This window comes from Geobacter sulfurreducens PCA (assembly GCF_000007985.2).
In the GTDB taxonomy this organism is placed as follows: Bacteria; Desulfobacterota; Desulfuromonadia; order Geobacterales; family Geobacteraceae; genus Geobacter; species Geobacter sulfurreducens.
In genome coordinates, this window is sequence record NC_002939.5 from 1,389,130 (window position 1) to 1,408,087 (window position 18,958).

General features: G+C 60.7%; 17 protein-coding genes. All 17 read left to right on the forward strand.

Going from position 1 to position 18,958, the window contains the following annotated elements:
* The first annotated feature begins 42 nt into the window (after positions 1-42).
* The 17 genes from GS_RS06345 (at position 43) to GS_RS06425 (ending at position 18,832) form a co-directional block, all read left to right on the forward strand.
* Entirely contained in the window at positions 43-945 is a 903-nt protein-coding gene (locus GS_RS06345) for a radical SAM protein (protein ID WP_193360266.1), read from the forward strand.
* A gap of 1 nt (position 946) precedes the next feature.
* Positions 947-1,276 (forward strand): DMT family protein, encoded by a 330-nt coding sequence (locus tag GS_RS06350; RefSeq protein WP_010941930.1) that lies wholly within the window; start codon positions 947-949, stop codon positions 1,274-1,276.
* Positions 1,277-1,316: 40 nt separating this feature from the next.
* Positions 1,317-4,562, forward strand: coding sequence for a carbamoyl-phosphate synthase large subunit (gene carB / locus GS_RS06355; RefSeq protein WP_010941931.1), 3,246 nt, complete (start codon positions 1,317-1,319; stop codon positions 4,560-4,562).
* Between the two features lie 85 nt (positions 4,563-4,647).
* The gene (gene greA / locus GS_RS06360) at positions 4,648-5,124 is read left to right on the forward strand and encodes a transcription elongation factor GreA (protein ID WP_010941932.1); all 477 of its coding nucleotides are present in this window, start codon (positions 4,648-4,650) and stop codon (positions 5,122-5,124) included.
* A 72-nt stretch (positions 5,125-5,196) separates the two neighbouring features.
* Positions 5,197-5,394 carry a DUF1858 domain-containing protein gene (locus tag GS_RS06365; protein WP_010941933.1) on the forward strand — a complete coding sequence of 66 codons (198 nt, stop codon included), beginning with the start codon at positions 5,197-5,199 and terminating at the stop codon, positions 5,392-5,394.
* Positions 5,395-5,576: 182 nt separating this feature from the next.
* A complete protein-coding gene (locus GS_RS06370) occupies positions 5,577-6,608 on the forward strand; it encodes an energy-coupling factor ABC transporter permease (protein WP_010941934.1) in 1,032 nt (343 codons plus the stop codon).
* Between the two features lie 27 nt (positions 6,609-6,635).
* Complete coding sequence (gene cbiQ / locus GS_RS06375) at positions 6,636-7,448, forward strand: cobalt ECF transporter T component CbiQ (RefSeq protein ID WP_010941935.1); 813 nt, start codon at positions 6,636-6,638, stop codon at positions 7,446-7,448.
* Entirely contained in the window at positions 7,445-8,194 is a 750-nt protein-coding gene (locus GS_RS06380; protein ID WP_010941936.1) for an energy-coupling factor ABC transporter ATP-binding protein, read from the forward strand. The genes cbiQ and GS_RS06380 overlap by 4 nt, the downstream gene beginning before the upstream one ends.
* A gap of 23 nt (positions 8,195-8,217) precedes the next feature.
* A complete protein-coding gene (locus GS_RS06385; protein WP_010941937.1) occupies positions 8,218-9,810 on the forward strand; it encodes an alginate export family protein in 1,593 nt (530 codons plus the stop codon).
* 186 nt (positions 9,811-9,996) lie between these two features.
* Complete coding sequence (locus GS_RS06390) at positions 9,997-10,503, forward strand: nitrous oxide reductase accessory protein NosL (RefSeq protein ID WP_010941938.1); 507 nt, start codon at positions 9,997-9,999, stop codon at positions 10,501-10,503.
* 48 nt (positions 10,504-10,551) lie between these two features.
* Complete coding sequence (locus GS_RS06395) at positions 10,552-11,019, forward strand: cytochrome P460 family protein (RefSeq protein ID WP_010941939.1); 468 nt, start codon at positions 10,552-10,554, stop codon at positions 11,017-11,019.
* A gap of 199 nt (positions 11,020-11,218) precedes the next feature.
* Positions 11,219-13,537: a PAS domain-containing protein gene (locus GS_RS06400; RefSeq protein WP_010941940.1), complete on the forward strand. Its 2,319-nt coding sequence runs from the start codon at positions 11,219-11,221 to the stop codon at positions 13,535-13,537.
* Between the two features lie 36 nt (positions 13,538-13,573).
* Positions 13,574-13,969, forward strand: a complete 396-nt coding sequence (locus tag GS_RS06405; RefSeq protein ID WP_010941941.1) for a response regulator — start codon at positions 13,574-13,576, stop codon at positions 13,967-13,969.
* Between the two features lie 157 nt (positions 13,970-14,126).
* A complete protein-coding gene (locus tag GS_RS06410) occupies positions 14,127-15,983 on the forward strand; it encodes a methyl-accepting chemotaxis protein (RefSeq protein ID WP_235044990.1) in 1,857 nt (618 codons plus the stop codon).
* Between the two features lie 16 nt (positions 15,984-15,999).
* Positions 16,000-16,362 carry an STAS domain-containing protein gene (locus GS_RS06415; RefSeq protein ID WP_010941943.1) on the forward strand — a complete coding sequence of 121 codons (363 nt, stop codon included), beginning with the start codon at positions 16,000-16,002 and terminating at the stop codon, positions 16,360-16,362.
* Positions 16,362-16,727: a response regulator gene (locus tag GS_RS06420; RefSeq protein ID WP_010941944.1), complete on the forward strand. Its 366-nt coding sequence runs from the start codon at positions 16,362-16,364 to the stop codon at positions 16,725-16,727. The genes GS_RS06415 and GS_RS06420 overlap by 1 nt, the downstream gene beginning before the upstream one ends.
* On the forward strand, positions 16,727-18,832 hold the full coding sequence (locus tag GS_RS06425) for a chemotaxis protein CheA (RefSeq protein WP_010941945.1): 2,106 nt from the start codon (positions 16,727-16,729) through the stop codon (positions 18,830-18,832). The genes GS_RS06420 and GS_RS06425 overlap by 1 nt, the downstream gene beginning before the upstream one ends.
* The last annotated feature ends 126 nt before the right edge of the window (positions 18,833-18,958 follow it).

Genomic DNA, 18,958 nt, shown 5'->3' on the forward strand with positions numbered 1-18,958 from the left:
CCCACGAGCGAGGGCGATCATAAGGATCGCCCCTACGGAACCATGCGGTATATCGATCTTTATCAATCAGGCGAATTATTGCAGCGGGTCAGGGAGGCCTATGCCCGGCTCCGCTCCTGCGACCTCTGCCCCCTTGACTGTGGGGTGAACCGGCTGGCCGGGGAGACCGGTTCATGCCGGGCAGGGTGGCGGCCCCGGATCGCGTCGGCCAATGTCCACCACGGCGAAGAGCCCCCCATCTCCGGGACAAAAGGATCGGGGACGATCTTCCTCTCCTGGTGCAGCCTCCACTGCCGGTTCTGCCAGAACTTTCCCATCAGCCAGCAGGGTAACGGGACCGACCTGACCACGCCGGATCTGGCTGATCGGATGCTTGGGCTGCAGAAGCGCGGGGTACACAACATCAACTTCGTCACGCCGACCCACTTCCTGCCGCAGATCCTGGCGGCGCTCTGGCTGGCGATTCCCCGCGGATTCCGGCTTCCGATCGTCTGGAATTCCAGTGGCTACGAGAAGGTGGACGCCCTTCGCCTTCTGGACGGTATCGTTGACGTCTATCTGCCGGACATGAAGTATGCGGCGGAAGAACCGGCGGTCCGGTTCTCTTCGGCTCCCGGTTATCGGGAGGCCAATCGATTGGCGGTTGCCGAGATGTTTCGCCAGGTGGGTCACCTGGAGCTGGACGACGCCGGGATTGCGATACGGGGGCTCATCATCCGCCACCTCGTTCTACCTGAAGGGGCAGCCGGCAGTGGCGAGACGCTCCGCTGGATTGCCGAAAACTTGGGTGCCGAGACCCACATCGCCCTGATGAATCAGTTCTTCCCGGCCCACCGGGCCGCGGAGATGCCGGGAATACACCGCAAGATCACCGATGAGGAATACGACGAGGCGGTGGAAGCTCTGGAAGAGGCCGGGCTGGAAAACGGCTGGGTGCAGGATTAGCATGAGAACGATCATTTTGCTGGCGCTGTCCAACGTATTCATGACCTTTGCCTGGTATGCGCACCTGAAGAACCTTAAAGCGGCGCCCTGGTACATCGCCGTGGTCGTGAGCTGGGGCATCGCCTTTTTCGAGTACCTGATCCAGGTGCCGGCCAACAGGATGGGCTACGGTACCTTCAGTCTGGGACAGCTCAAGATCATGCAGGAGGTCATTACGCTTGCGGTCTTCGTCCCCTTTGCAGTCTACTACATGGGCCAGCCCCTGAAGCTGGACTATCTCTGGGCCGGATGCTGTCTGGCCGGAGCGGTATTCTTCATCTTTCGCGCTTAGATCCATTCGATAACGACGATACAGACAACAAGGAGTTGCAATGCCTAAACGTACCGACATCAAAAAGATCCTCATCATCGGCGCCGGCCCCATCGTCATCGGCCAGGCGTGCGAGTTCGACTACTCCGGCACCCAGGCGTGCAAGGCGCTGAAGGAGGAGGGATTCGAGGTGGTGCTGCTCAACAGCAACCCGGCCACCATCATGACCGACCCCGATTTCGCGGACCGGACCTACGTGGAGCCGGTGACCCCGGAGGTGCTGGCCAAGATCATCGAGAAGGAACGTCCCGATGCGGTGCTACCGACCCTTGGCGGTCAGACGGCCCTGAACACCGCCGTGGCCGTGGCCGAGAACGGCACCCTGGAAAAATTCGGCGTGGAACTGATCGGCGCCAAACTTCCGGCCATCAAAAAGGCCGAGGACCGGACCCTCTTCAAGGAGGCCATGGAGAAGATCGGCCTTTCGGTGCCCCGCTCGGGCCTGGCCCACAACTACAGCGAGGCCATGACGGTGGTCAAGACCGTCGGTTTCCCCGCCATCATCCGCCCCTCTTTCACCCTGGGCGGCACCGGCGGCGGCATCGCCTACAACATGGAAGAGTACGAGAAGATGGCCATGGCGGGCATCGACGCCTCTCCCACCGACGAGATCCTGGTGGAGGAGTCGGTCATCGGCTGGAAAGAGTACGAGCTTGAGGTGATGCGCGACACGGCCGACAACGTGGTTATCATCTGCTCCATCGAGAACTTCGATCCCATGGGGGTCCACACGGGCGATTCCATCACCGTTGCCCCGGCCCAGACCCTCACTGACAAGGAGTACCAGATCCTCCGCGACGCGGCCCTCAAGATCATCCGGGAAATCGGCGTCGACACCGGTGGCTCCAACATCCAGTTCGGCATCAACCCCCGCAACGGCCGGTTGGTAGTCATTGAGATGAACCCGCGGGTTTCCCGCTCCTCGGCCCTGGCCTCCAAGGCCACCGGCTTCCCGATCGCCAAGATCGCGGCCAAGCTGGCTGTGGGTTACACTCTGGATGAGATCCGCAACGACATCACCCGCGAGACCCCGGCCTGCTTCGAGCCCACCATCGACTACGTGGTGACCAAGATTCCGCGTTTTACCTTTGAGAAGTTCCCGGCAGCGGATGCGACGTTGACCACCCAGATGAAGTCGGTGGGCGAGGTCATGGCCATCGGTCGAACCTTCAAGGAGTCATTCCAGAAGGCGCTCCGCTCCCTGGAAATCGGCTCGGCCGGCTTTGAGTCGCGCATCTTCACCAACGGCGATACCCGTCGGGCCCTGGCCCCCAATGAGCAGCAGCAGCTCCAGGACAAGCTCCGGGTGCCCAACTGGGAACGGCTCTGGTACCTGGGGGACGCCTTCCGGTGCGGCATGAGCATTGAGGAGGTCTTCCAGCTCACCGCCATTGATCCGTGGTTCCTCCACAATATCAAGCAGATCATTGAGAAAGAGGAGGAGCTGAGAAAGGTTGATGTGACCGCCGCAGCCCCTGACGATCTGCGGGCCATTGTGCGCGAGGCCAAGCAGTATGGCTTCTCCGACCGGATGCTCGGTCGCTTCTGGGGGAAGAGCGATGAGGAGATTCGCCAGTTGCGGCTTTCCCTCGGCATCAAGCCCGTGTTCAAAAGGGTCGATACCTGTGCGGCCGAGTTCGTGGCCTACACCCCGTATCTCTACTCCACCTATGAGGATGAGTGCGAGGCGGAGGTGACCGACCGGAAAAAGATCATGATTCTCGGCGGCGGACCCAACCGGATCGGCCAGGGGATCGAGTTCGACTACTGCTGCGTCCACGGGGTCTTCGCACTGGCTGAGGACGGCTACGAGACTATCATGGTCAACTGCAACCCGGAGACGGTTTCCACCGACTACGACACCTCCGACCGCCTCTACTTCGAACCCCTCACCTATGAGGATGTTCTCTCCATCGTCGAGCTGGAGAAGCCCGAGGGAGTCATCGTCCAGTTCGGCGGCCAGACCCCGCTCAAGCTGGCCGTGGCTCTGGAGAAGGCCGGGGTCCCCATCATCGGCACCTCGCCGGATGCCATCGACCGGGCCGAGGACCGGGAGCGCTTCCAGGAGATGCTCCACAAGTTGAACCTGCTCCAGCCCGAGAACGGCACGGCCCGTTCCTTTGAGGAAGCGGAAGAGGTGGCCAACCGGATCGGTTACCCGGTGGTGGTGCGTCCCTCTTACGTCCTTGGCGGACGGGCCATGGAAATCGTCTATGACGTGGAAAACCTGCGCCGCTACATGACCACCGCGGTCCAGGCATCGCCGGAGCATCCGATCCTCATCGACAAGTTCCTGGACAAGGCCATCGAGATCGATGTGGACGCCCTCTGCGACGGCACCGATGTGGTGATCGGCGGGATCATGGAACACATTGAGGAGGCGGGTATCCACTCGGGGGACTCAGCCTGCTGCCTGCCGCCCCATTCCATCTCCCAGGCCTTGGTGGAGGAGATCAGGCGTCAGACCACCGTCATGGCCCTGGAGCTGAACGTCAAGGGACTCATGAACGTCCAGTACGCCATCAAAGACGGAACCATCTACATTCTGGAGGTTAACCCGCGCGCATCCCGGACCGCCCCCTTCGTATCCAAGGCCACGGGCCGCCCCCTGGCCAAGATCGCCGCCCGGGTCATGGCGGGCAGAAGCCTGAAGGATCTGGGGGTTTCCGGCGACATCGTGCCGAAACACATGTCAGTGAAGGAAGCAGTCTTCCCCTTCGTGAAGTTTCCGGGAGTCGATACCCTGCTCGGGCCGGAGATGAAGTCCACCGGCGAGGTCATGGGGATCGGCCCAGACTTCGCCACCGCCTTTGCCAAGGCTCAGCTCGGCGCCAACGTGAGGCTTCCCCGGTCCGGAAAGGTTTTCATCAGCCTCCACGATGCCGACAAGAAACATATTGTCGAATCAGCGAAAAAACTCTATAATGCCGGTTTTAGACTGGTTGCCACCCGCGGTACCGCAGCCTACCTGAAGGAGAAGGGGGTTGAGGTGGAGGTGATCAATAAAGTGCTCGAAGGTCGCCCTCACGTGGTTGACGCCATCAAGAACGGCGAAATCTGCATGGTGCTCAACACCACCCAGGGAGCCCAGGCCGTGGCCGATTCTTTCTCCATCCGGCGCGAGGCCCTTATGCACAATGTGGCCTACTTCACAACCGTTGCCGGGGCAAACGCGGCCGCAGGTGGAATCGTCGCCATGCTGGAGGGAGAGCTTGACGTGAAACCCCTTCAGGAGTACCTCGGCTGACGCGCAGATGTAGCATAGTTCATTCATCCCGAGGCGGCCCGCAGGGCTGCCTCGTCATTTTGATACGCAGAGGAGTTCGGAGTACATGTCTCACACCATACCGATGACCAAGGAAAGCTACGAGGCTCTCCAGGAAGAGCTCAAGCGCCTGATCCGCGAGGAGCGACCCCGAGTGATCCAGGACATCGCCGAGGCCCGGGGCCACGGCGACCTGTCGGAGAACGCCGAGTACGATGCGGCCAAAAACCGCCAGGCCTTCATCGAAGGGCGCATTCTGGAACTCCAGGGTAAGCTTGCCCGGGCCTATGTGGTGGACCTGACGGGGATGAAACCGGACAAGGTGGTGTTCGGCGCCACCGTTACCCTCTACGACACTGCAACCGAAGAAGAGGTCACCTACAAGATCGTCGGCGAAGAAGAGGCCGATATCAAACTCGGCAAGATCTCCTGCACTTCGCCGGTGGGCAAGGCCCTCATCGGCCATAAGCTCGACGACAGCGTCAAGATCAAGGTGCCATCCGGGCTCAAGGAATACGAAATCATCGACATCAAGTACGTCTGAAGCGCGGACCTTTAACCGCATACATGCAGCCTGCGGGGATTTTCCCGCAACAACTTTGAAAGAGGATCCGATATGACTCAGAAGTTCACGAAAGACATGACTTTTGCTCAAGCCCTTCAGACCCACCCGGGAGTGGCCGGCGTTCTTCGCTCCTACAACCTTGGCTGCATCGGCTGCATGGGGGCTCAGAACGAATCCCTCGAACAAGGTGCAAATGCCCACGGTCTCAATGTGGAAGATATTCTCAGGGATCTGAACGCCCTCGCCTGAGGAGCAGTTCTTTCAGTAACAAGGGGAGCCCGGATCGGGCTCCCCTTTTTTTTGTAGTTAGAGCTCTCGGGACATGTATACGACATAATGCTGTTGACATACCATTCTGTGTCGGTTATTTGTAGCGTGTTACTATATGCTTGATTGGTGACACGCGGGTGGCGCCGGAAAGAGAGAACAGCATGCACATGGCGGATGCGCTTATTTCACCGGCGGTCGGGGGAGTCCTGTGGGCGGCCACGGCCGGTACCGTTGCCTGGAGTTGCCGCAGGGTGCGGCAGGAGCTCGATGAGCGGAAGGTGCCGCTCATGGGTGTCCTCGGCGCATTCGTATTTGCAGCGCAGATGATCAACTTCACCATTCCGGGAACCGGATCCAGCGGGCACCTTGGGGGGGCATTGCTGCTGGCTGTGCTGCTGGGACCCCATGCCGCGTTTCTGACCATTGCATCGGTGCTGGTGGTCCAAGCCCTGTTCTTTGCGGATGGCGGGCTGTTGGCGCTCGGATGCAATATTTTCAATCTCGGCTTCTTTCCCGCGTTCATTGCCTATCCCTTCATCTACCGCGTGATTGCGCCTCCCGGCTCGGGCCAGGGGCGAGTCACGGCGGCATCGCTGGCCGCAGCGGTCACCGGCCTGCAGCTCGGCGCCTTTGCTGTGGTGCTCGAGACGGTTGCTTCCGGCATTTCGGCGCTTCCCTTCACCTCCTTTGTGCTTCTCATGCAACCGATCCATCTTGCCATCGGCGCGGTGGAGGGGCTCGTCACCGCGGCGGTGATCGGTTTCGTGAGCCGTGTTCACCCCGAGATCACCGGTTTGCCCACGTTCTTTCCGGAACGGGGCTCCGCTTCCGGCCTCCGGGGGGTACTGCTGACCCTGGGGGTAATGGCACTGCTCACTGGCGGTATCGTCTCCTGGTTCGCATCGGAGAATCCTGACGGGCTCGAATGGGCCATCAGCCGGGTGACCGGTTCCGATGAGCTCGCAGCACCCCGCGATGGTTTCCATGGCACGGCAGCCTCGATCCAGGAGAAGGTTGCGTTCCTGCCCGACTATTCCTTTCCCGCCCCCGCAGTTCATGATGTCTCCCATGCTGCCGCCTCAGCCGGCAGCGGCAGGCTCGGTACTTCGGTGTCAGGGGTTGTAGGGGGGGCGCTGACGCTGGGCGTCGCGTTCCTCATTGGCCTGATCCTGCGCCACCGGGCGTCTTCGTAAGCGGTTCCGTCCTGATCGCTGCCCTCCATGGCTCCCATTGAATCGGCACTCCGTGAGCTGAACCGGCTTGATCTTCTCGCTGGCGGAAACTCGGCCGTCCACCGGCTCGATCCCCGGGCAAAGGTGTTCGTCACCTTCGCGTTCATAGTTGCGGTCGTTTCCCTGGGGCGCTATGAGTTGGCGGCCCTTGTCCCCTTTGCGGTGTTTCCGGTGGCCCTGGCTGCCTCAGCCGGCCTGCCGGCAACGGTCATCCTCCGGAAACTGCTGCTGGTCCTCCCCTTTGCCGTGGTGGTGGGATTGTTCAACCCCCTGCTGGATCGGCAACCCCTGCTCGCCCTCGGCCCCCTGGTTATATCCGGGGGATGGATTTCATTTCTGTCCATTATCGTCCGGTCACTCCTCACGGTTGGTGCCGCAGTCGTACTCGTGGCTGTCACCGGGTTTTCGGGCATCTGCATGGCCCTGGAGCGGTTCGGGGTTCCCCGGCCGTTCGTGGTCCAGCTGCTGTTCCTCTATCGCTATCTCTTCGTTCTGGCAGACGAGGGGGGACGGATGGTCCGGGCACGGGAGCTGCGCACCTTTTCCGGTCGGGGGAGGGGGCTGAAGGCCTACTCCGCCCTGGTGGGCAGCCTGCTTCTGCGCACCTGGGACCGGGCCGAACGGATTCACATGGCCATGCTCTCGCGGGGCTTCAACGGGCAATTCCACGTGCGGCGCGAGATCCGTCCAGGCCGCGCCGATTGGATCTTCACAGCCGGCTGGTGTGCGCTTTTCGTGCTGTTCAGGCTGGTAAACATTCCCCACCTGCTGGGGGGGCTGGTAACGGGGGGATATCCATGAGCCACCACATTGTCGAGGTCCGCGACCTCTGCCATTGCTACCCCGACGGTACGGAAGCCCTGCGCGGCATAACCTTCCGGATTCATCATGGTGAATCGGTGGCGGTGGTAGGGGCGAACGGGGCAGGGAAATCCACTCTGCTGCTTCACCTGAACGGGTATCTCGCCCCCACCCGGGGAGATGTGCGCATAGGCGATACGCCTGTGGTCCGCACGACGCTTCCCGAGGTGCGCCGGACTGTCGGCATGGTCTTCCAGGATCCCGATGACCAGCTCTTCATGCCGACGGTCTTTGACGATGTCGCCTTCGGTCCCCTCAATTTGGGGCTGCCGCCGGCGGAAGTCGAGCGTCGGGTCGCGGATGCCTTGGAACAGGTCGGTGTCGCACATCTTCACAATAAACCCCCCTACCGCTTGTCGGGAGGCGAGAAACGGCGCGTTGCCATTGCAACGGTGCTGTCCATGAGTCCCGATATTCTGGTGCTCGACGAGCCCACCACCGGTCTCGATCCCTATGCCCGCCGCCAGATCATGGGACTTCTGAGGGATTTCAAACACACGAAAATTATAACGTCCCACGATCTGGACATGGTTATGGAACTCTGCGAGCGGACCATTGTCCTGCGCGAGGGGAGGGTGGCGGCTGATGGTCCCACCCGCGATATCTTCGGCAACGATGAATTGCTGGCCACCTGCCGGTTGGAGCGTCCCCTGTCGATGCAGGGATGTCCGGTATGCGGCCGTTGATCTGGTAACCACGGGAGGATTACATGAAAAGGATAGTGATTGGCATTGCAGCTGCTTTTGCCCTTTGTTCTGCGTCATGGGCAATGGGGGCCGATGACGCGAGAACGGAGCCAGGCACCTGCCGCCAGATTGCGGAGTTGACCCGCAAGTACGACTCCGGCCGAGCGCTTCCGGGCGACATGGCCGTTGACGGGCGGCCGTGTCTCAGGAGTGAGGCTGCCGACTGCCTTTTCGGTGTCCTCGAAAAGGTGCTCGCGAAGTGTCGGTCAGAGGGAAAGGAAGCACTTGAGCCCGAAGAACGCGCCTTGATTCTCCGTCTCAGGGAAGAGCTCGACGCCGAGCTGGAGAGCCGGCACGGTTACCACACGCTGCGGGATGAAGTCGAAGCCATGCTCGCCAAGCCTGATCTGTACGATTATGAATACCGGGTTGGCGTGAATGGGTTCGTCAGAGGAGAAGGTGCCGGCTCTTTCCGGCTCCCTGACTTCAGCCAGGCCCCCGGACACGCTGAAGGACGTTTCCTCTATCGCGTCAAACCGTATCTTTTCTGGCATCCGGTGGCATGGCTCGATCTCCACGCCGAGGGGCAGGGGTACGGCTTCAGCGGGGGGAGCCAGGATTACGGCAAGATTTCTCTCTACCAGGGCTTTGCCGAGATCCTCTGCCCCCTCCGGGACGGGAATTCCCTCAAGGCCGGCCGTCAGGAGCTTGTCTACGGCAGCTCCTTCATGCTCGGGAGCGATTCGTTCTACAAGGGACTCGTCTATGATGCCGTGCGTTTGCGGATAACACCTCTGGCTCCGCTGACGGTCGACATCTTCGGCGGCTGGTATGCCTCTCCCTGGTCAGACGGCACAGAGGGAGGCCTCGCCGGCGGCTATGCCACATGGAACATCAGCGACGGTACCGGTCTGGAATTCTATGGATTTCGCGATAGCGGCTCCGCAGAACGTCATGACGGGGAACATCGGAATTCCTTCGGCGTCAGGGCCACGGCAAAGTTCGGTCCCGTCAGCTGCGAAGTAGAACCGGTCTGGCAAACGGGACGCCTGTTCAACGGTGTTGACGCCAACGAAAGCATCAGAGCCTGGGGTGGTCACGCCGATATCATGATTGACACTGACCTCGGAGGGATCGGCAACCATTTCTTTGCCGGCGCCGCCTATGGATCGGGCAGTCGTGATGCGGCCCTCGGTGTGAGCGGCAGGAAGGAATTTCTGAATCAGGCCACCGACTCGTCTCTCACTGGTGATATGAACGTTGTCGGGGATCTGTCGGGGCTGGATGTTGGCGATTATCACGCCAGCGGACTCCAGATTTACACACTCGGCTGGGGAGTCGATCTGACCAGGGATCTGAGCCTGACAGCCACCGGGCGCTATTTTCTGGCCAACTACGTACCCGACGGACTCAGTCGCCGGATCGGCCTGGAAACTGATTTCACCTTGACGTATGCAATTTCTGACGCGCTGTCGATCATTGCAGGCTACGACAGGTTCTTCACCGGCAGATTTTTCAGCGACGCATCGGGGAGCAACGACGATATCCACTACGGCTATCTCATGTTCCAGTTCGATCTGTCACACACCAAACCGAAGAAGGCACTCGGCAAGTGATGGGGCTGCCTTGCCGTCGGAACGCGGCGCTAACGGAGAGCGCGGGGAACGGCGTAATATTTCTTGAAGTTTACCCTGTATTGTACGTATGCTTGATGGCACTGCCGGTCGCCGTCAGCAATCTTTCTTGAGGGCTTGTCGCTAGTTACCAAGCCCATATTGAACGCACGAGAAAGGGATAACTGTATGAAAATGAGATATTTCACAGCTGCCATGCTTGTTGTTGCGGGGGTTTTTCTTGCGTCCGGGCAGCCAGCGGTTGCCGGACATGCCCATCACGGGCACGACGGAGCCGCGGAGTCGCCGGTCGCCGCACCGGCCGATGCCGTGGAGTATCCCGATTGCGTCCACTGCGGCATGGACCGGGTGAAGTTCGCCCACAGCAGGATGCTGATCGTCTACCAGGACGGTGAAAAGGTGGCCACCTGTAGCATCCGTTGTGTCGCACTGGATCTGAAGACCAAGAAGAATAAGCCTGTCGCGTCGTTTCAGGTTGGCGATTTCACGAACGGTACGCTGATTGACGCCGAAAAAGCCCATTGGGTCATCGGCGGCGACCGGCGCGGAGTTATGACAAAGACACCCAAGTGGGCTTTTGCCGACAAGGATGCCGCAGAGGCATTCTTTGCCCGGCACGGCGGCACGCCCGCCACCTTTGCCGAGGCGCTCAAGGCGGCAACGGACGAGCTATAAAGGAAAAATCCGCGGGGTCTTCCCGCACTATCTGAACCGGAGGAATTGATGAAAGGCATTGCATGGGCGATCGCCCTCCTGTCGGTTGCGGCCGCGGCAACGGTGCACGCCGCCGGCGCGTCGTTGCCGAAGGGTTACGAGAAGTGGGACATGAGCAAGGAAAAGGTGATAGCCGACAAGAGTTCTCTGTTTTACGGCATTCACAACATTTACGTGGACAAAAAGGCCATGGCGGCCTATCGGAAGGGCGGTCCCTATTCCGAGGGAAGCCGGTTCGTGGTGGTCCAGCACACTATCAAGGATGTGGGGGGCAAGCCGACCAAAGGGAGGCGGAGCATGATCGTCCTCATGACCAAGGACAAGAAACAGACTGCAACCGGCGGCTGGCTCTTTGCAGGTTTTACGGCGGAAGGGAAACCCTCCGGCGTGGACACGGTCAAGAATTGCTACGAGTGTCATCTCAAGGAGGCCGGGAGTCGTGACCTGGTCATATCCCGGTACACTGATTTCAGATAGCACCTCACGGCATGAGATGAACCAACGCCGCGGAAATCCGCGGCGTTTTCTTTTTTACGTGGATTGTCGTTGACAGGGAAGGGACGGACTCCGGACATTTTTTCAGAAAACTCTCAACTATTCGGAGCGGGGGACGATAAGCTGACGTAGCAGTCTATAAAAACGCTCTGAGCACCATCCCGGCTTTCGGAGAGCACTAATGGTCGGCAGTCTGGTAACTTATCTGAAAAAGTGCGCTGCATCGGTGCTGGGAGCACCGTACACGCTGCTTTGCCGACTGCTGCCCCGAATCACGGCGGACCTTCGCTACGGGTCCGGCTATCGAGCATTATTCGAGCACGCGATTGACGGCATCTTCATCATGGATGCTGAGGGACACTATCTTGACGTCAATCCCGCCATCTGTTCCGCAATCGGCTACACCAGGGATGAATTCCTTGCTCTGGATTGGGGCGTGCTCAGCAGGGGAGTCGATTCCGGGTGGGCCGCGGCATCGCTGGCGCGAATAGTCGGCGGTGAGCCCCTGCGGGAAGAGCGGACCGTCTGGACCCGCAACGGAGATCAGCTGACGGTGGAGCTTTCGGCGCACCTGCTGCCGGACGGCAAGATTCTCGGGATTGCGCGGGATGTCTCCGAACGGAAGCGGATGGAGGAGTCTCTGCGGTCCACCAGCGAATTCCTCGATACGATACTCGATGAGGCTCCGCTGCCGATCTACATTACATCCGTGGACGGAACGCTCCGGCTTGCCAACAATGCCTGGGAGCGCGAGACGGGCATCCCTCGCAACGCAGCCGTCGGTCGTCGCCTGAATGAACTATTCCCGGCTGCAATGTGTGACCAGTTCTCTGAAATCAATCGCCGCGTCGTCGAATCAAATGCCACCGCCGTCCAAGATGAATTCCTCGATTTCGGTGCGGGCGTGCGAGTGTTTCACACTATCAAGTTTCCCCTCAGGGACGCCGCCGGGGGAGTGGTCGATGTCGGTGGTATATCGATCGACATCACCGACCGTTCGAAGATGGAGGGCGAACTGAGGGCCGCCCATGCCGCCGCCGTTGACTCTTCCCGGGCCAAGATCGATTTTCTGGCTAACATGAGCCACGAGATCCGGACTCCCATGAACGGCGTGATCGGTACGCTGGAGCTCCTGAGGGAAACCGACCTGGACCCCAGGCAGCGTGAGTACGCCGAGATTGCCCGCGAGTCGGCGGAAAGCATGCTGGCGGTGATAAACATGGTCCTCGACTACTCGAAGATCGAATCACACCAGCTGGTACTCGAAGCGGTCCCCTTCGCCATCCGGGAGGCTGTCGAACGGGCCGTCAAACCGTTCAGGGCTGTTGCTGCGCGCAAGGGGGTTATGGTTGCGGCCGATGTGCCGCCTCACGTGCCGGAGACGGTGGTGGGTGATCCGGTTCGCTTCTCGCAAATCGTGGCAAACCTGGTGGGCAATGCCGTGAAGTTCACCGAACAGGGGGCAATTACCGTTCAGTTGGGAGCCGCCGCCGTCGACGACTGCCGGATTGACGTTTCCTGCTCCGTCGGCGATACCGGTGCCGGCATTTCTCCGGAAAAGTTCGACACGATCTTCGATCCGTTTGTTCAGGCCGACGGCTCCACCACCCGCATCCACGGGGGAACCGGCCTGGGCCTCGCCATCGTCCGCCGCCTGGTGGAGGCCATGGACGGGGTGATTTCCGTTGCGAGCGAACCCGGCATGGGGAGTACCTTTTCATTCCGGGTCCGTCTGCGTGGTGCGCCGGATGACATCGCCTCCCCGCCGCCTGCAACCGGCTGGGCGGTAGCGGAAAAATCTGTTGCGGTCCGGCCCCTGTCGGTGCTTCTGGTCGATGATAGCGCGGTCAGTCGCAAAGTTGTTTCTCTGCTGCTTGAAAGCGACGGCCACAGGGTTACCTTTGCCGGAGACGGCGTCGAGGCCCTGGCCGCGATCGGCCGGGAAGCTTTTGATCTCGTGTTGATGGATGTTCAAATGCCGGTGATGGACGGTTTTGAAGCCATGAGGGCCATCCGTGCGGGCGAAGCGGCCGGTGGGGCACGGCTTCCGATCATTGCCCTGACGGCCCGCGCCCTGGCAGGCGACCGGGAACTCTGCCTTGAGGCGGGAGCCGACGACTACCTGGCCAAGCCGGTTAACTTCAGTGAATTAAGGCGGGTCATCAGCCGGCATTGCTGCCGTGAGAGCAAGCCGTCCGCACTGTCTGCGGAGAACAGGCCGGATGCTGCCGGCGCGACTCCGCCGGCAGGGACGTTCGGTGAACTGATGGACGAACTGGGTGCGTCCGTGGGGGATCGGGACGAGGATGCGGTGGAGCGCTGCACGCGCATGCTGAAGCGGGCAGCCTCCCATCTCGGCAGGACCAGGCTCGTTGACGAAATATTTCGACTGCAGCTCGCCTCGCGGCGGGGAGATTGGGAACGGGCGGACGAGCTGCTCGGTGTTGTGGCTGAACTGCTTCCGACAACGGCGGGCGCATGCGGTCCGCCGGAGGCGTGAGACGGGTTAATGAACTGATGTGGAAAGGAGATGTCGATGAAGACGCTTATTGTTGAGGACGATTTCATCTCGCGCAAAATCATGAAGGAGCTTCTCACCTCGCTCGGCGAGTGCGATATCGCCACCGACGGGGAGGAGGCGGTTCAGGCGTTCCGGCTGGCCCTTGATGAGCACCGCCCCTATGACCTCGTCTGCATGGATATCATGATGCCCAATATGGACGGCCACGAGGCACTGGAGCAGATCCGCGAGATCGAGCGGGGGATGGGGCTGAATGGAGCCCAGGAAGTCAAGGTCATTATGACCACTGCCCTGGACGACCCGAAGAACGTGGTGGAAGCATTCTATCGCGGCGGAGCCACCTCGTACCTGGTCAAGCCGATCACCAAACAACGGCTGATGAAAGAGATCAGGAGCCACGGTCTGCTCTGAGCCTCCTGTCCGGCTTGCTGCATATCAGGAATTTCCTGATTCAAACCCGCATTGATTTGATTAAAGTAATCCGCGAATTTGTCGATACGATAAACAGTTAGTTAAAACGCTGGCTTAGGGGTCCCGGTTGATGGAGGGGCCAGAGAGGCTTGATACAGTGGCTTTCGACTTGTTTCGCAGGTTCAGGCAGGATGGGGCAGAGGCGGGATGTCCGCCGGGAGGAGCGCCGTCGGCTGTTGCGGACGACAGCCTGTTGCGGGAGTTACAGGTCTGGAAGTCGTGCCTTGCGGATGCTGGCGATCGGCTGCAGCAGGTCACCGGCTCGACCGAAGAAGAGTTTCTTGCCGTAGGCGCGAGGCTCCACGAGTTTTACAGCCGCGCGGGCGATATCGAGCGAATGACCCGCGGCGTGGCCGAGAACGTCCTCGGTGACGAGTTCGGCAGCGACATGAAGTCGCTTTCCGCAATTCTCGACCGAATTGCCGCCTATCTTGGCCAGGCCGACAGCCAGACCGAGCAACTGACCCAGACGCTCAGGTCGGTACTCGAACTGATCGACCGGGTTGACACCCCTCTGGAAGGATTCAGGAAGATCATCAAGAACCTCCACATGCTCAGCACCGCCGTCAAGATTGAAAGCGCACGGCTCGGCGAAGGGGCTGCAGGATTCAATACCCTCGCCGAGGATGTTGAGCGGCTGTCGGTTTCCATCAAGGAAAAGTCGACAAGGATTCTCGGAGAAAAGGACTCGCTCGGCCGGGTCATCACCGACACCCTTGAAAGCATCTCCCGCATCGAGGCGAGCCAGCGCGAGGATGTCCGCCGGATCATCTCCGAAACCGGAGAGAACCTGGGTGCGCTTAGCACGCTCCATGCCCGCTGTTCCGATGTGGCCAACAATGTGGCCACCCTGTCGGCCGAGATTGCCGACAGTATTGGCGAAGTGGTCACGTCCCTCCAGTTTCACGACATCACCCGTCAGCAGATCGAGCATGTCAAAGAAGCGCTGGAAGATGTCGTTCGCCATCTGGACAACCCCGGCGACAATCCCCAGGGAGATGTGGCCGAGGCGGCCGAGGTCTGCGACCTCCAACTGGCACAGCTCCTCCACTCGCGGGATGAGCTCGTGTCGGCGGTGGAGAGGATCATTCTCAACCTGCGCGACATCGTGGCTAAAGAAACGCGCATGTCCGAGGAAACCCGCGGCATTACCGGCAGCGCCGACCAGACGGGACATTCGTTCTTCGCCAGGATGGAAGATGAAATGGCCAGCGTCAGCCGGGTTCTCACCGATAATGTGCGCGCCAAGCGCGATACGGCTTCGGCCATGACGCTGGTGGTCAGTTCGGTGAATGACATTTCGGCCTTTGTGACCGACATTGAAGAGATTGGGACCGAGATCGAGCTGATAGCCCTCAACTCGCAGGTGAAAGCGGCTAATACCGGCGACGGTGGCGCAGCCCTCGGGGTTCTTGCCGAGTCGATCCAGCATTTGTCGGTGGATGCCCGCACCCGAACTGGAGACGTTTCGGTAACCCTGCGCGAGGTCACCGAGGTTACCGGCCGCCTCGTCATGGAAGTGGATGCCGACGTGAGCTCCGGAACCGACGAGATCGAACGCCTTCTGGTCGAGCTCAAGCGGCTGCTCGACTCGGTTGAGTCAATCAACAGCCGGTTGCTCGGACTGCTTGCGGATATGGACAGTGCGGTGGGAAGCCTTTCGACCGACATCGAGGCGGCCACCAGCGGTCTTTCGGTTCACAATACCGCCGGTGCCCTGCTCGACGAGGTGGCGACGGCGCTCGAGGAAACGCTGCGCGATATGCGCCGGGCGGTTCCCGCTGCGACCCGGCGAGGCAACGGCGGCAAGCTGCTGGACTTGGCCCAGCGGTATACCATGCACAGTGAGCGCACCGTCCATCACCGGGTGGTCGGAGGCGGAACCCCGGCGGTCGCGACAGGGGCGACCGCGTCCCCGGGCGACGGCCTCGGCGATAACGTGGAACTGTTCTAGCCAGTTAGGAGATATCATGAGCGGACTGACGATTGAACGAAAGCACGGAGGGGATTCGGGTGAGCGGTACGTCCTCGGTGTCGGGGGTGACCTGACCATACCCTTTGCCGGAGAATTCAGAGGTGCCCTGCTTGAAGCCCTGGATCAGGCCGGCTCGGTGGAGGTAGACGTGAGCGGCGTGAGTGCCGTCGATATTACCGGCCTGCAACTGCTCTGCTCGGCCCATCGCGCCGCCTGTACGAGACAAAAGGGGTTTTTCCTCACGGGAAGGGATAACCCCGTTTTCGCGGAATCGGTCGGCCTCGCCGGATTCGAGCGGCATGTGGGCTGTTCGCGCGATGTCGGCAAGAACTGTATTTGGATTGGAGGAGATGAGTAATGGCAAAAACTATCATGACGGTTGACGATTCCGCCAGCGTACGCCAGATGGTGAGTTTCACCCTCAAACAGAACGGCTATGACGTGGTGGAGGCTGTCGACGGCAAGGATGCCCTTGCCAAGCTCGCCGGCACCAGGGTCGACATGGTGATCACCGACCTCAATATGCCGAACCTGGACGGTATCGGGCTTATCAAGGGGGTGAGGGCCAACCCCACCTACCGGTTCACTCCCATCGTCATGCTCACCACCGAATCCCAGGAAAGCCGAAAGCAGGAAGGCAAGGCCGCCGGTGCCACCGGCTGGATCGTCAAACCCTTCAAGCCTGAGCAGCTGGTGGCGGTGGTCAAGAAGGTGCTCGGCTAATGGACGCCCATCGGCAGGCTTACAGGGAAGAGGCCTACGAGCTGCTCGCCGAACTGGAGAGCTCGCTTCTGGAACTGGAAGAGAACCCGGAGGACTTGGACCTCATCGGCCGCGTGTTTCGCGCCATGCACACCATTAAAGGGTCCGGTGCCATGTTCGGCTTCGAGGACATCGCCACGTTCACCCACGAAGTGGAGACGGTCTTCGACAAGGTCCGCAACGGCCAGATGACGGTGACCCGGGAACTGGTGAACCTGACTCTCAGGGCCCGGGACCTCATCAAGGGAATGCTTGATGCCTCGGAGGGAGGCGACCCCGTGGAGGGGCGCGAGGCAGAAGAGGTGATAGCCGGTCTGCGGGCACTGGTCCCCGCTCCCGAGGTGAGAGATCCCCTGCCCATGGAATCGGTTCACGCCCCGCTCGACACCGAGGGAAAGGGGGATGCGGCGGTGACCTACCGCATCCGGTTCATTCCCACCCCGGAAATAACCGTCAACGGCACCAACCCGCTCCTTCTGCTGGCCGAGCTGCGTCAGCTCGGTGCCTGCCGGGTCGTAGCCCAGATGGAGCGCGTGCCGACACTGGAAGAGTGCAATCCCGAGCTCTGCTACGTGTATTGGGACGTGATTCTGACCAGCAGGCGAGGGGTCGATGCCATCCGCGACGTGTTCATCTTCATCGAGGATGATTGCGAACTGAAGATCGACACCATCGACGACGGGGGCGTCCTCGACACCGATTCCGACTACAAGAAACTCGGCATCATCCTGGCCGAGCGCGGGGACCTGACACGGCAGGACATGGAAGCGATCCTCGCCCGCCAGAAGCGTTTCGGCGAACTGCTGGTGGAGCAGGGCATCCTGCAACCCGAAAAGGTCGAGTCGGCCCTTATCGAGCAGCAGCACGTGAAGGAGGTCCGCAAGGAACGCCAGGCCCAGGAAAGCGCTTCCAGTATCCGGGTGCCGGCCGAGAAGCTCGACATACTCGTAAATCTCGTGGGTGAGCTCGTTACGGTGCAGGCCCGGCTCTCGCAGACCGCCGCCGGCCGCGACGATGCCCTCCTCGTTACCATCGCCGAAGAAGTGGAGCGCCTTACCAACGAACTGCGCGACACAGCCCTCAACATCCGGATGCTCCCAATCGGTACAACCTTCAGCAAGTTCAAGCGGCTGGTCCGCGACCTGTCGGTGGAACTGGGCAAGGATATCGAGCTGACCACCACCGGCGCCGAAACCGAGCTGGACAAGACGGTCATCGAAAAACTGAACGACCCCTTGGTCCACCTGATCCGCAACTCCATCGACCACGGCATTGAGATGCCCGAGGCCCGCGAGGCCGCCGGCAAACCCCGCCAGGGGACCGTGCATCTTGCCGCGGTTCACTCGGGAGACAGCGTGCTCATCACTATCACCGACGATGGAGCCGGCCTCGACAAGGAGGCAATCCGGGCCAAGGGTGTCGAGCGCGGCCTCATTACAGCCAGTGCCGAGCTGACGGACAAGGAGATCTACAACCTGATCTTCGCGCCCGGCTTCTCCACGGCCAAGAAAGTCACCAGCGTTTCGGGGCGCGGCGTCGGCATGGACGTGGTGAAGAAGGCCATCGATGCCCTGCGCGGCACCATCGATATCGCCAGTGAACGGGGGAAGGGGAGCACCATCACCATCAAACTTCCGCTGACCCTGGCGATCATCGAAAGCCTGCTGGTCAAGATCGGTACCGACTGCTTCGTTATGCCGCTGTCCATCGTGGAGGAGTGCATCGAGCTTACCCGCGAGGACGTGGCCAACGCCCATGGCCGCAACCTGGCGAATGTCCGTGACCAGATAATCCCCTATGTCCCCTTGCGCGAACGCTTCCGCATCCAGGGGGAACCTCCGGAAATCGAGCAGATCGTGATCACTTCCATCCAGGGGAGCCGGATCGGCTTCGTTGTCGACGATGTGATCGGCGAACACCAGACCGTCATAAAGTCGCTGGGCAAGATGTACAAGGATGTGAAGGGGCTTTCGGGCGCAACTATCCTCGGTGACGGCTCCGTGGCTCTCATCCTGGATGTCCCCCATCTGGTGCGCGAGGTGGAACGGGAACAGGTCGCCCGGTAGAATGTGCTCTGCCGGCGCCTGCAATGCACTGTTAACGGCAATGCCGCGGTAAAACGCGGCATTTTTTTCCTGCGTGGGGCAGCAGGGTAGGGACGGGCACTGGGGGACAGGAAATTTGCACCGACC